At 60.0% G+C, this 13,391-nt stretch carries 11 protein-coding genes; 6 read left to right on the top strand and 5 right to left on the bottom strand.

The features are described from left to right. Window positions 1–349: 349 nt before the first annotated feature. The gene (locus tag Mal15_RS19520; protein ID WP_147869300.1) at window positions 350–1,084 is read right to left on the bottom strand and encodes a hypothetical protein; all 735 of its coding nucleotides are present in this window, start codon (window positions 1,082–1,084) and stop codon (window positions 350–352) included. A 548-nt stretch (window positions 1,085–1,632) separates the two neighbouring features. Here Mal15_RS19520 and Mal15_RS19515 point away from each other — a divergent pair. Further along, window positions 1,633–1,836 (top strand): hypothetical protein, encoded by a 204-nt coding sequence (locus tag Mal15_RS19515; RefSeq protein ID WP_147869299.1) that lies wholly within the window; start codon window positions 1,633–1,635, stop codon window positions 1,834–1,836. A gap of 94 nt (window positions 1,837–1,930) precedes the next feature. Here Mal15_RS19515 and Mal15_RS35150 read toward each other — a convergent pair whose 3' ends face one another. Then, on the bottom strand, window positions 1,931–2,362 hold the full coding sequence (locus Mal15_RS35150) for a WD40 repeat domain-containing protein (RefSeq protein ID WP_147869298.1): 432 nt from the start codon (window positions 2,360–2,362) through the stop codon (window positions 1,931–1,933). 245 nt (window positions 2,363–2,607) lie between these two features. Here Mal15_RS35150 and Mal15_RS19505 point away from each other — a divergent pair, with 245 nt between their 5' ends. From Mal15_RS19505 to Mal15_RS19485, 5 genes are all read left to right on the top strand, one after another. Beyond that, complete coding sequence (locus tag Mal15_RS19505; protein WP_147869297.1) at window positions 2,608–3,414, top strand: hypothetical protein; 807 nt, start codon at window positions 2,608–2,610, stop codon at window positions 3,412–3,414. 63 nt (window positions 3,415–3,477) lie between these two features. Beyond that, complete coding sequence (locus Mal15_RS19500; RefSeq protein WP_147869296.1) at window positions 3,478–4,119, top strand: hypothetical protein; 642 nt, start codon at window positions 3,478–3,480, stop codon at window positions 4,117–4,119. Next, window positions 4,116–6,434, top strand: coding sequence for a serine/threonine-protein kinase (locus tag Mal15_RS19495; protein WP_233902896.1), 2,319 nt, complete (start codon window positions 4,116–4,118; stop codon window positions 6,432–6,434). The genes Mal15_RS19500 and Mal15_RS19495 overlap by 4 nt, the downstream gene beginning before the upstream one ends. After that, window positions 6,431–7,033, top strand: coding sequence for a hypothetical protein (locus tag Mal15_RS19490; RefSeq protein WP_147869295.1), 603 nt, complete (start codon window positions 6,431–6,433; stop codon window positions 7,031–7,033). Before Mal15_RS19495 ends, Mal15_RS19490 begins: the two co-directional genes overlap by 4 nt. A gap of 620 nt (window positions 7,034–7,653) precedes the next feature. Then, the gene (locus tag Mal15_RS19485; protein ID WP_233902895.1) at window positions 7,654–8,271 is read left to right on the top strand and encodes a response regulator transcription factor; all 618 of its coding nucleotides are present in this window, start codon (window positions 7,654–7,656) and stop codon (window positions 8,269–8,271) included. A gap of 126 nt (window positions 8,272–8,397) precedes the next feature. Here the strand turns inward: Mal15_RS19485 and Mal15_RS19480 are convergent, their stop codons facing one another. Genes Mal15_RS19480 through Mal15_RS19470 form a run of 3 tightly spaced genes read right to left on the bottom strand, consistent with a single transcriptional unit; the run spans window position 8,398 to window position 13,274 of the window. Continuing rightward, window positions 8,398–11,622 (bottom strand): hypothetical protein, encoded by a 3,225-nt coding sequence (locus Mal15_RS19480; RefSeq protein WP_147869293.1) that lies wholly within the window; start codon window positions 11,620–11,622, stop codon window positions 8,398–8,400. Next, on the bottom strand, window positions 11,619–12,146 hold the full coding sequence (locus tag Mal15_RS19475) for a KdsC family phosphatase (protein ID WP_147869292.1): 528 nt from the start codon (window positions 12,144–12,146) through the stop codon (window positions 11,619–11,621). Before Mal15_RS19475 ends, Mal15_RS19480 begins: the two co-directional genes overlap by 4 nt. 27 nt (window positions 12,147–12,173) lie before the next feature. After that, a complete protein-coding gene (locus tag Mal15_RS19470; RefSeq protein WP_233902894.1) occupies window positions 12,174–13,274 on the bottom strand; it encodes a KpsF/GutQ family sugar-phosphate isomerase in 1,101 nt (366 codons plus the stop codon). Window positions 13,275–13,391 lie beyond the last annotated feature (117 nt).

Below are 13,391 nucleotides of genomic sequence, written 5' to 3'. Positions count from 1 at the left end.
CTGGTGCCACCCATTGAACCTCCATCTGGTGCCACCCATCATCTGAATTGCTAGCACCTGCTCCATCTAGTGCCACCCATCAATTGATTTGCTAGCGTCTGCTCCCAATTGGTGCCACCCATCATCTGTGCTCCCAATTGGTGCCACCCATCATCTGTGCTCCCAATTGGTGCCACCCATCATCTGGAATGCTAGCAGTTGCGCCGTCGTCTTGGATCAAGATTGATGGGTGGCACCAATTGAGTGTGAATTGAGTGTGCAGGTGGCACCAATTGAGTGTGCATCGATCCGATTGCTAGCAGTTGGGGCTGGGGGGCAAATAGATGGGTGGCACCAATTGAGTGAGGGGTTAGCGGCGGCGTTTGCGGCGGAGGCCGGCGAGCATAAGGCCGCAACAGGCGATGGCCATGCTGGTCGGTTCGGGGACCGTGCTGTTGACCGCCGCGTTTTGAACCTGATAGCCGGGGTCGCCGCTGACGTAGTTGGACAACGTGTCGCCGAAGACCCAGTTCACACCATAGGACTCATTGGTCGCCCGACCGGAAAGCACGATCGGGGCTCCCGATCCCAGGCCGGCCCAATCAGGCACGTTGTTGGGGGCCATGATCGTGAAATCAGCCAGGTCCGCAAACGTCAGTCCCACACCACTAGAGGGCAACCACGACGTGTCCGCGTTCTCATAGATCTTGGCTGTCTTATCCGCCAGATCCGCAAACGTCAGGTCATAGCCGTTGTTGAACAGCGGTTGAAAGGCTGCATTGGATGGTTCGTTGGCAACCACCGCGAAGTTGGTCCCGTCGGTGATCCAGAAGTTCAAGTACGGTCCGACCGCGGGACCGCTTCCGGCGGAAAATCGACTGACATCATCGAGACGCTCGATCGACAAGCGGCCAATGTCGCCCAACTTGGTGCCATCAATGTCTGACGAACCGAGCGCGGCTTTTTGACCGCCTTGCGTGATGACAATCTCCGTGCCGCCACCAGGAAGTGAATTGATCGCCGGTGCGGACCCGCCGCCTTCGCGGATCACAAATGGGGTGAAACCTGCGAGCGCAATTTGGTTGACGCCGAGCGTTGCAACCATGGCAAATGCGCAAAGAAAGCCTTTCATCCGATAACGCATGAACAGTCCTCAAGAGGGGAAGGAAGGGGAGGGGAGGTAGACCGGGAGGTCTGATTGGGAAGGCAAAACTATTCCGAGGGGGAGGGGCATTCAACCAGATCGCACCGGTCATTCTGTACAGAAAGGCCAAAAGCGTTCTTCTGGTGATTGGGAGTGATCCATTCGGTGTGGCTCAATCGGAGGGGCGGTTTCTGCCGTTGGTTGGGTTGCACCGAGGCAGGGGGCGTACGTGTCAAGAAGTGGTGCTTGGACGCGTGACGGCTTTGCCGATTTGAGACCAAACGACGGACGTTGAAACACATGCGTGCGCTTTCGAGGCCGGCTTGACGCGTGTTAAGCTATCTCCCCATGCGGCGGCACATTCGTCTGGAATCCACCCACGAGGAGTGATCGCGAGCGTTGTTGAACGTCTTCAGCGACCCGCTTGCGCCTCCTTCTGCTTCCTGCTTGGACGTCGAACGATGCCTTCCGCTGAAAGGACTTCCATTGGTATTTCGAGGGGCATTTTTGTGATCGTTAAGAAATCGAGTTTAGATCGAGACGATATTGGTTCTGACCAAAAGCACTCCCGGGAGACGCAGCAAACGTCCAGGAATCCCGTCGACGATCCCGCGGTAGATCTTCAGGACTTGATCCTGTTCCTCCGCCGCGACGCAGCGGACGATCCGATGCACTACTTGATCCGCAGCAACACGTTGTGTGACGGCGAGTGATCACAAGATGCGAGACGTTGTGTCGTTTTAAAAGAGGTACGTCGCTGGTTGTAGCCATCGTTCAGGAACGACATGAAGTAACCGCAATGGTTGGCTACGGATTGGTTTCGCCAGCTGCTGCTTCTCGGCTTCGGTGTGGAAGCGGTTGATCGATGCCGTCGACTCCCCGTTTGCCAGAATGCGATTCCAAAGACCAGAGCTTTGCGGTGTGGTCCCAGCTGCCAGAAGCAAGTTGTCGATCATCGGGAGAGAAAGCCACGCTGTGAATGTGTGCCGAATGAGCTCTCATGGAGAACGTTGGCTGAAGTGTCCAACGCGACCAAAAAGACGACCAAGTGTTGGTTCCCTCATGGTTGTATTCGCGGAGCAAGTTGCAACTCGCGATTTCCCAGACGATGACCCAACCATCGTCGCCAGCGGATGCCATCAGTGTGCCATCTGCCGAGAAGTCAATTGAAATGACAGATCGAAATGGTCCACGTAGGGAGGGATTGGAACTTGAAGTTCTTGTGCGGTTTTCAGCCAAACGTGATTGGCGTTCACAACCGGTCGTCGCACCATAGGTGGACGCAAATCTGGATACGAGGGATTAGCACGACTGGCCGCTGAATTCCCCGCTGGCCGCGTTTTACGATGAAATTGGCGAAAGATCGCAAAATTTTCGATTGCTCCGCCCCAAGAATCCCGTTCGCGAGCCGAACAGTAGGACGAAAACCGAGCCGACCCAATGAAGGCTCCTTCTCGAACGCCAATTTTTGGGGATTGAAGTCCATGTTGAAGAAAGCCATCGTCGCCGGCGGTGCCGTCGCACTTTTGTCAAGTTTGGCCGTCGGTGTTCCGCTGGCCAGTTACACCCGATGCGGCGTCAGTTGGCTCCGCGATTCCGCCAGCGATGCCGTCCCCCTGGAGTGGGAACTGAAACGGGCCCGCCAAATGATCAGTGATCTGAAGCCGGAGATCACGGACAATGCCAAGCGGATCGCCTACGAAAAAATCGAAGTCGCCCGGCTGGAAAAACAGTTGAATGAAACCGAATCGCGTCTGGCGTCGGCCCAAAGCGATATCCAACGGTTGACCACCGACCTGGAAGGCGGCGACAAGTACTTCACCTACGCCGGCCGCACCTACACCTCGGTCCAAGTCAAAGACGATTTGAAGAACCGCTTCAAACGATTCAAGACGCGTCGTGCGACCGCAGACAAGTTGCAACAAATGTTGACCGCTCGACAGTCGACGTTGACCGCCGCCCAGCACCGCATGGAAGAGATGCTGAGTGCGAAGCGGCAGTTGGAAGTGGAAGTCGAAAATCTGCAAGCACGCCTGGGGGCACTACGGGTCGCTCAAACGGCCAGCGAACTGAGTTTGGATGACAGCCATCTGTCCCAGACCCGCCGCTTGCTGGATGAGATCGAAACGCGGATCGATGTGGAAGAAGAAACGATGAGCGTGGATGCAGAGTACTTTGGTGAAATCAACCTGGAGGATTCCGGCGACGAAGATCTGTTGGACGACATCGCCAATTACTTTGATGCCGAACGCGAACAGCCCAAGGCACTTGTCGCGATTCAATTGGACTGAACCTCCGGCGTCCGCGATTGAGAACGTTTTGCAACCAACAAGCCCCCGCTCGTCATTGCTCCGATGAATCAAGTGATCCGCCCAACGACCGAAGGCGCCCGAACGTCCGCGTGGCGTTTGTGGATCGATCGTTGTGGCGGATTCACCTTGTTGACCGGCGACCGGTTGACGGTCGGAGGAGCTCGTCTGGAAGGAACCACGGACGTCCAGGTCCGATCGGATTGGCGACGCTGCGAAGGGACGTTGGTTCGCCGCAACGGCGATTACTTTTGGACCGCAGAAGAGGCCCAAAATATCAGCGCGCAAGTGTCTGGCGGGCGGGAATCCACAGGGACGCTGCTCCGGTCGGGGAGTGTCTTTCCGATTACCGGTTCGGCAACGTTGCGGCTCTCGCAACCGTCACCACTTTCGCGATCAGCGGTCCTTTCGCTCGATCCGCCCCATCGATTTGACCAACATGTCGATCATGTGTTGTTGGTGGACCAAACAGTCTTGATCGGTCCCAATCCGGGCGACCACATCAGCTGCACCTCGGTCGACACCGCCGCGGTCCTGGTGTTTCGCGACGGTCAGTGGCGGGCGAAGTTAAAGCCCGCAGCGGCAGCCGGGGGACCAGGGCAGAAGACACCGTCGCCGATGGTCGACCTTGTCCCGGGCCAACGGATTTCGCTGGGAGATCTCGACATGATGTTGGAAGAAGCATGAACACTCTCGTCCCCGATCACCGCACCCTCGCTGGCCGAGACATGAATGAACAACCGATTGACGCGTCTGACGATGTTGCCGCCCCGAACAGCGGGCATCCGGTCGCATCACCCGACGGCAGCAAGGTGAGCCGAATGAAGTGCCAGGGACGAAAAAACGGACCCGGATTTGCGGCAAAGTTCTTCCGGTCCTGTCAATCGAATTCGCCCGGCAAAACACGGGAATCGGCTCAGGGACGCCCCCAAAATCCGGATGACGGAGCGGGGAATGGGGCTAGAATGCAAACTGCGTTCACCGAAACCTCACTCGGATCGCCGCCCGAAAACCGATCGATGTCCTTTACGTTTTCCCCAGGATCGCAACCGCTGCCGCCGTACACGATACGGCGTGGGGTCGGCGTGGGTGGATTCGGCGAAGTCTATTTCGCTGTCAGCCAGGCGGGCAAGGAAGTCGCACTCAAGCGAATTCAACGTAACCTGGAGATCGAACTGCGTGGTGTGTCGCAGTGTTTGAATCTGAAACACCCCAACCTGGTTTCGCTGTACGACATTTGCCGTGACACCGACGGCGGATCCTGGGTGGTGATGGAATACGTTTCGGGGGCGAACCTGCGTGACGTGTTGGATCGCAACCCGGACGGATTGCCTGAGGCCGAAGCGCGACGCTGGTTCGCCGGGATCGCCGCGGGCGTGGCACACTTGCATAGCGCGGGGCTGGTGCACCGCGACTTAAAGCCCGGCAATATTTTCGACGATCTGGGCATTGTGAAGGTCGGCGACTATGGGCTCAGCAAGTACATCTCGTCCTCCCAGCGGGGCGGCCACACCGAAAGCGTGGGGACGTTTCACTACATGGCCCCGGAGATCGGACGCGGCAAATACGGGCGCGAGATCGACGTTTATGCGATGGGGGTCATGCTGTACGAACTGTTGACCGGACGGGTGCCGTTTGACGGCGAGAGCTGTCACGAGATCATCGTCAAGCACCTGACCGCACTGCCCGATTTGACCGGCGTCGCGTCGCCGTATCGCGAGACCATCCTGGCGGCCTTGGACAAAGACCCGGCCAAACGACCGGCGACGATTGCCGAACTGGTGGCTCCGTTGGGCCTGTCGGTCGCCGACGCCGTCGCGATCCCGACGTTGGTGAGTGAACCGTCCAGTGAACCCGTTCATGCGGTGACTCGCTCGGAAGCACATCCGGTGAACCCCGGCGTGTCGCAGCAGCCACCGCAGTCGGAACCTGCGTTGGTTGATCCCGTCGTCGGCTTGGCCTATCCAGAAGCTTCACCGGCCCCGATCGCCGCCGATGAACCGCTGCTGCGGGCGATTCGCACGTCGGCGCATGATCTGCGTCGCTGGTGGAAGTCGCTGGAACAATCACCGCGGTCGCGGTTCTGGATCGGTGCCTTTCTGGCGTTCGTGTTGTTCATCAACACGCACTGGTTATTGCCGGCGTTGTCGATCCTGGGGGCGTTCTACGTTCCCTATTACATCATTCGGCAGATGGTGCTGCATTCGAGCGAACAACCCAGCTATGCCAAGGCCCACCGGATTGCATCGCAAGCCGGGTCGCCCGCGCGTCCGCGGACCCGCCAAGAATGGCGAAGCGAAGTGCGGCACTTGCTACGCGCCAAGCACAATCTGGTACGGCTGGCGGAATTGAATACGTCCTGGATCGCATCGTCGTTGACGGTGTTGACCATGGCCGTTGCCGCCGGCGTGATCGGACTTCGCAGCGGCGACGTCAGCGCGGTGGACGTCGCGCCCTACTTCTGGATGGGATTGGTCGTGCTGGTCGGTGCACAGGGGATCTTGGGGTTGGGGAAACTGTGGGAACGCGATGAAGGCGAAGGCTTGCCGCGACGTTTGGTGTTGGCGGGCGTCGGTGCCGGCGTCGGCTTGTTCGCCTATGCGTTGAACGAGTTCTTTCTGTTGCCGCTGTTGCCCGGCGGCAGCGAACTATTGGGCGATGAACTGCCACAAGCGCTCTACCGCGAAGATTCGACCATCCGTGCGGCGGGCATGATGGCCCACTTCGCGTTGCTCTTTGGCGGCATCCGCTGGTGGAAGTCCGTCGATCCGCTGCGACGCACGCGGTTGAGTTTGTGGAGCGTGGCGGTCGTGTGCGTGGCGGCTTGGGGCGTCCATCAGTTGATTCCGGTGCCACAACCGGTGGGGCTGTTGGTTGCCGGCGGACTGGCCATGGCCACTCAAATGTCGGCTCCTTGGATCAATCCGCGGATGTTTGCCGCGAACCCCTGGCCGAAACGCAATCGCCCCACACCACGCCATCTTCGGGAGGCCAACGTATGAGAACGCTTTTTCCTGCGGCTTCGGCCTGCTTTGTTGTCGCGTTCGTCGCTTCGGTCGGGCTGGCGGAATCGTCCATCGAATCGGTCACCGAGCGTGGTGACGAACCGAAACGCGCCGAGTTGTCGGTGGCACCGATGGACCATGTCACCTACCCCGATGATCGCCCCAGTTGGATCGAAACCGAACCCGACCTTCAATCACCGGTGCATCGCTGGGTGGTGACGACCAGCGGGGCCGAGACAATGGAGTTGTGCGAAGCGGAATTGGAGGTGCTCAAGCCCGCCGCGGTCGCGTTGTACATCAAGGAAACGACCGGATGGATTTGCGACGATGCGCTGTTGGACCCGCAGTGGATCGAAGACGATTTGGTCGATCGACGGTACGTCGGCACGCTGCAAATGGGCGATCGAGAATTGAAGGAAATCGCGGTCGAGTTGACGTTTGATGCCGACGACCGAAAACGAATCCGACGGGCAATGAATAATGCCGTGGTCGGCGAAAGGATGCGGGCCACGGCAGGCTTGTTCGCGCTTGGAGTGATCGGGCTGTGTTTCTCCGGAGGCGTGCTGGGGATATTCAGTCGTCGTTACGGGGCGTGAGGGCCAGGCGGAGCCTGGGCTGCGCAAAACCGTTCGACTCGCAGGGCGATCCAAGGCCCGCGGCTAGCGCCGTCGGCTCATTAAGTAGGTGCCATCGGGCGCCAGCCTACGGGCCTCCATCGCCGCAGACTCCAGATATTGCCCAGCCCAGGGGGAGCTAACTTTAGGGGCTTTCAAGAATCAGCTGTTAGGTGTCAGGTGGCGCGCACGCTCATCATTCTGCCCTCCCTCTGCTCACTGTCACCGAATTGGCGAGGCATCGTGTCCGGGTGGCAAGGTAGGAAGATTTTGGAGGTAAGAAGATTGGGGCATTTGAATGGGGGCGGCCTGGGAGGCCGGTGCGACGCCCCGGAAGGGACGTCGTACAGGAGAACGAGACGACCCGGAAGGGACGTCGTACAGGAGAACGAGACGACCCGGAAGGGACGTCGTACAGAACACGGTACGGAAGGGATGTCGCACGAAATGGGGGCGGTTTGCATGGTCAGGGCGAGCGAATCATGCGATTTTGCTTGCCGGGACACCTGCGGTGGGATGGCTGATCGGGTACATCGGTCTACAATCTCGGGGAAGCGTTCCCTTTGGTGATCCCCCCATGGCAGGCCGCAGAAACGATGATCATGACAGATGAAATTGCCCCCGTTTACAACGCCGCAACGATCGGCGCGGACAGTATCCTACTCGTCGATGACACGCTGATCCTGCGTGATCGGCTGGCGATGGCGTTGCGGCAACGCGGCTTTCGCGTGCAAACCGCCGGCAGCTATGACGAAGCGGTCGAGGTCTACCATCATTCGCCGACCGACTTAGCGGTGTTGGACCTGAGAATGCCGGGGCGTTCGGGATTGGATCTGCTCCGCAAATTGCTGCAGATGAACCCCGACGTTCGAATCATCATGCTGTCCGGTTTCGGCAGCATCCCCGCTTCGATTGACGCGGTTCGCGCCGGTGCCGTCAATTTTCTCAGCAAGCCTGCCGACGCGGACGACATCTTGGCGGCATTCGCCCGCGGCGATGAACCTTCGGTGCCGACCGGTGAGGTCAGTTTTCCCGCCCCGTCGCTGGCTCGAAACGAGTGGGAGCATATCCACCGGGTGCTGTCGGATTGCGGCGGCAACATCAGCGAGGCGGCGCGTCGATTGGGAATTCACCGGCGGTCGTTGCAACGCAAGCTGCGTAAGCGTGCCCCGGAAGATCCGGCCAGCCCGGAAGTTGTCGAAGACGACGATTTGGATTGAGCCGGGGAGCGTCGCAGGGCGACTTCGGAGCGACCGCCCGGAAGGGCCGTCGTACAGGGTGCGGGGGGCGTCGCAGGGCGACTTCGGAGCGACCGCCCGGAAGGGCCGTCGTACCTTAGAGCCAGATTATTTGGGCAGCGTGACGTTGTTGAATTGGGCGTCTTGCATGATCGTCTGGAACTCGAACGTTTTCAGATTCATCAGGATGCGTGGGGAACGCAATTGACCTCCTTTGCGACCGTCGGGCCAGGTTTGCCGGATGAACGCGCTTTGGCCTTGGGTTCCTTGCACGTTCAGCCAGGACTTCTTTGATTCGTAGGACACGCGTGTCGCGGTGCCTTCGATCAACCCCCTCGCTTCGGTGTTGGTGCGAACGACGACGCCACCTTCGGCGATCATTTCCCAGGGCGTCGGCATCCCGGGGATGCTGCGTATGTCGGCCGGTGTGCCGGGGGTAACGCCGAATTTCAGTTGTTGGCAATCCATCGTCATTTCGCCGACCGCCAGACGTTCCATTTGTGCAACGTCGACGACTTCGTCCCACGACGACAGCTTCTTCACCCCGGTGCGAACGCCGCCGGAAAACGCCAACGTTTCGTGTTTCAGGTCGCCGCGCATCGCTTCGCGGAACGTCAGGTGAACGCCTTGCAGCACCATGCCGCCGAGGTGATCGGTTTGGGCGGCCTTGGGGGAGAGCATCGAGTTCTTCTGGTCCATCATCATCCAGCCGCGGTACCATCCCGGACCACTGCCGAGCAGTTGACCGCCCTCACCCGGAGAGAAATCCAACCGGCCAGCGGTAATGACATGGACGGATTGTGTGGTCAGATCGGCAGCCCGCTGTTCGGCCCGTACGATGACTTCCTGTTGTTCCGTCTGAACCAGGCTGACGGTGGAAAGTTCTGCCGACGCCAGGGACGATTGGTCGTGGAATGCGATCGGATTGGCCAGGGAGAGTTGCATTTCTCCACCACTCATTCGAGTCAGCCAGGGATCGGTGCTGTTGATGAATTCCGAGTCGATTTGCACGCCACCGGTCAGCAGCGCCACCTGGCCGTCGAATTGCATGTTGCCGCCCCAACGACACAGTGGCGGGGACGTCCAATTGATGGAGGACACCGATGCGCCGGCCCCCTTTTGGGCCGGATCGTCCGGCGAAGGTTCGGCTTTACGCGACAGTAATTCGACGGGGACCTTCATTTCGCCTGCCCCAGTGACCTGGACGACGTTTTCGTTAGGCCAAACCTTGATCATCGGGCCGACGAAGTAGCCGCTGCCCATCTGCAATCGAGCCGGGGAATCGGGACCACTGCCCAGTTGCAGGTAATCCTGGCCGGACGCCTGTGCGACGGCATTGCGTTGCAACCGCATCGTTTGACCCGCCATCTGGACCGGCAAGGTCGAGGTGCCCGCATTCATCTGGTGCTTAATCAAAACGTCGCCGACCACACTGACGTCTTTGGGTTGAATGCCCGCCGGCGTGATCAGTAATTCGGCGCTGACGTGGTCGCCCGAAAGCGAGGGACGCGGACGCGCGACGGGGGCGCGAAGCTGGCGCGAGGCGACCGGTTGATTGACAAAGCTGGCCAGTTCACCGGGCGACCTGGCGGCAGGGCTTGCGCCCGGGCCGCCGGGGGCGGGCAAGATCGCGCCACTGGACTTGGCCGCCGGAGCTCGTTTGCCGTAATCGGCCGACGGCTCAAAGAACAGGCTCAGCCGATTCATCGATGCGAGCAGGTCGTTGGAATCGATGGTCACCGAATCAAACGCGTGAAAGCTTTCCGGCAACAACGTCATCGTCCGCGTGACTTGCTGGCGTGGTTGTGTGATCGGCCTTGGCAAAGCCGGGTTGATGCTTCCGTCGTCGGGACGTTCGATATAATGCGGTTTCAGGGTGCCTTCGACCGATCCGGCGCGGGCGACGCCGCCGTCGGACAGACGGGCTTGAAGATCGCCATCGATTTGAAAACGCAGCTTACTCTGCTCACGCATTTCCTTGACCGCGGTGACGGTCGCCTGGCCGATCGGTTGCAGCTTGAAGTTGTCGTTCCAGCTGACGTCTCGCAACATGATTCCCGGGTCGTCGATCGAGACACGCCCGTGACCTTGGACGTCGATGACTCCGATCGTTTCCGGTGTGTCGGGGTTGAACTGGTAGGCCAAACGGGCGAGGGTGGCCTGAAGGTTGCCACGCCGAATCGTCACATCGTGGGCGCGGTCGGGTTCGGGCGCGGCGTCGGCGATCAACAGACCGCCGACGGAATCGAAATCGATTTCATCGGCGGTGAGATCAAAGTCATAGGACGTCAACCGGATCCGAGCCGGACGTCCGGTCGCATGCACCCGGTCGATCCAATCCAGCGGTCCACGTCGAACGACGGATTGGTTGGCCGGGTCGCGCAAGATCAGATCCAGGGTGTCGCAGGTGAACGTGTCGATGGTTTGTCCGCGAACCGTTCGCACCATCGTGATCGAATCACGCAATGACAATCGGTCTAGGGCAAAGTCATAGACAAGTCCGTTGTTGCATTTGATCGAGACCTCGCCGTTTTCGTCCGCGGCTTCTTTCGTCCCGATCCTTCGCGGTCGGCCAGTATCCTTGGCTGGGACGCGAACATTGGCGGGATCAATGGCAGGGCCGTTGAGAGGAATCCGCAGTTCTTCCAGGTAGACCAAATCCATCCGGTCCAACAGCGTGGCGGCCGTTTCCGCCTTGGTGGCCGAAGTCGCCGAGGCGGCCAGGTAGATGGTCAAGTCGCTGCCCCGCAATTGGGCTCCGGCGACTTGCATCGTGATCCTTTCGGTCGTCCAAACCTTTTGATTGTCGATCCGAACGTTGCGTGTCTTGACCGCCAACGCTTCGCTCGGGTCAGTGGTCCCACGCCGCTCGATTTCGACGTCTCCGATCATGCGGCCCATCTTGATCGGCGGTGCACTGCCGCCCATCATGTCCAATGATTGGGCGAACTGAATCTCCGCTCCTTCTTTGGCGGTCAAAACGATCGGAGTCGCGGCGGCGTCGTCACTCAAGCCACGTCCGACCACGATCGTCAACGGTTCCAGTTTCCACTGGTCCTCGGAAATCTGACGCCAATTTTCGAACAACAATGCACCGTTGCTGGTCAGCAAGCGTTTGCAATCGCCCAACTGCCAGGCGTCTTCGGGAAAGACGTCGGCCAGATCTTCCTTCAAGTCGACGCGTTGTGTCGGCGGGCGAGGTTCGACGCGTGCGACATCGGGGACGGTCAGCAAACGGATCGCCGCGATGCGATACGCCGACGCGCACGATACCAGCACCGCCAGGGCGATGAAGTAGTTTCGCACATTGCGGCTGACCAACGTCATCTTCACGCGTCCTCCGCCGCCGACCAAAGTTGCTTGGCACGCAACAATCGTTCGATCGCTTCTCGTACGGCACCGTGGCCGCCGGGGGCGCGTAGGATCCAGTGCGCCGCCTCTTGCACATCGGCTGCCGCGTCGGCCGGGGCGACCGCCAATCCGACTCGCTTCATGACGGGCAGATCGGGCAGATCGTCACCGATGTAACACACCGACGAAAGGTCGCAGCCCCAGGTCGGCAGAACTTCCAACGCACGCTGCAATTTGTCTCCGCTGCCTTGGCTGACATGACTGATGCCCAACTCCACCGCACGACGCTCGACCATGGGACTGTTGCGGGCCGTGATGATTCCGAACGGGAACCCGGCTCGCATCCAACGTTTGATGCCCAAACCGTCGCGGACATGAAACTGTTTGGTTTCTGCACCGGCCGAGTCATAGATGATTCGTCCATCGGTCATCACTCCGTCCACGTCCGACAGGATGCAGCGGATCGGCTGGGCGAGCGAATGGTCGCTGGCAGAGGAGTCTGGCATTCGAACTGGGATGACCGGAGGAGGGAGTTAGCCGCGAAAAGGAATCGTCGACGGCAACGACAAGGTGTCGGACTCGGGCGTGATCTCGCCCAGCGCGATCAGATCGGTGATGTCGAGCATCCCGACCGGACGACGGTCCGAATCGACGACGGGCAACTCGCTGATACGAAGCTCGCTGAGCAGGCCGATCGCGTCGCTGAGCAGCGTTTTGGCTGCGACACAATGCGGATCGAGAGTCATTTTTGCCTCAATCGGACCGTCCAAGGCTTCTTCGCAGCGGGATTCCAGAAGCCTGGCCAGATCGCTGTCGGTAAAGATCCCCGTCAGTTGGCCGTCGTCATTGGTCAGCATGACGGCACCGCTGCGACGTCCGGAAATCGAACAGGAAACCATGCACTGGCGAATCGTGATCGACTGTTTGGCGACGCGGCAGCAAGCGAGCGGTCGCATCAGTTGGCCGACGTTGGCTAGTTTTCGGCCGAGCGCGCCGCCGGGATGAAACTTGGCGAAATCGCGTGCGGTGAACTCTCGCAATTGACTCGCCAACAACGCCACCGCATCGCCGACCGCCATCATCACCGCCGTGCTGCTGGTCGGTGCCAGCCCATGCGGACAGGCTTCGGCATGACGCCCGTAAACGACGCTGCAGGTCGATGCGGCTGCGAGCGGATTGTCCGCGTCGGCGGTGAACGAAATCAGCCCCGCTCCCTGTCGACGCAACTGGGACGCGATCTGCGTCACTTCTTCGCTGCGGCCTGAATTGGAAAACGCCCAGACCAAGTCATCGGGTTTGACGCGGCCGAAGTCGCCGTGGACGGCTTCGGTCGGGTGTAGAAAGTGGGCCGGTGTTCCCGTGCTGGCGAGGGTCGCGACGAGTTTCTTGCCGACCAAGCCTGCTTTGCCGACTCCGGTCACGACGACGTTTCCGCTGCAGGCTGCCGTCAATTCCGCCGCCTCGACCGCCGACGGTCCGATCGTTTCGGCGGTCCGCATCAGCGCGGCGGCTTCTCTGGAAATGGTTTCACGGATCGTCCGCAGCCGCTCCAAGGGCGTCTGAGGGGCTTTTGACCCGCCGCCGCCCGGCGGCTTCGGGGTGCGATCTGGCGGCAGCGGCAATGCAGCAGACACGGGGGATCCTTCCAAAAGAGCGTGATTGATCCGGTGTTCCCTACCGGACGCGCGCCCTGAGCGTCCTGTGATTGGTCGCCCAGCGGCATTCGTAGATCCTAGCCAAGATCAACGAAT

Source organism: Stieleria maiorica (assembly GCF_008035925.1).
GTDB classification, from domain to species: Bacteria; Planctomycetota; Planctomycetia; order Pirellulales; family Pirellulaceae; genus Stieleria; species Stieleria maiorica.
The sequence above is the reverse complement of the archived record's forward strand: the minus strand, read 5'-3'. Positions and strand labels throughout refer to the sequence as shown.

Coding starts and splice junctions, on each gene's coding strand:
- Mal15_RS19520 (WP_147869300.1), bottom strand. CDS start 1,084: ATGGTTGCAACGCTCGGCGTCAACCAAATTGCGCTCGCAGGTTTCACC.
- Mal15_RS19495 (WP_233902896.1), top strand. CDS start 4,116: ATGAACACTCTCGTCCCCGATCACCGCACCCTCGCTGGCCGAGACATG.
- Mal15_RS19490 (WP_147869295.1), top strand. CDS start 6,431: ATGAGAACGCTTTTTCCTGCGGCTTCGGCCTGCTTTGTTGTCGCGTTC.
- Mal15_RS19505 (WP_147869297.1), top strand. CDS start 2,608: ATGTTGAAGAAAGCCATCGTCGCCGGCGGTGCCGTCGCACTTTTGTCA.
- Mal15_RS19475 (WP_147869292.1), bottom strand. CDS start 12,146: ATGCCAGACTCCTCTGCCAGCGACCATTCGCTCGCCCAGCCGATCCGC.
- Mal15_RS19485 (WP_233902895.1), top strand. CDS start 7,654: ATGACAGATGAAATTGCCCCCGTTTACAACGCCGCAACGATCGGCGCG.
- Mal15_RS19500 (WP_147869296.1), top strand. CDS start 3,478: ATGAATCAAGTGATCCGCCCAACGACCGAAGGCGCCCGAACGTCCGCG.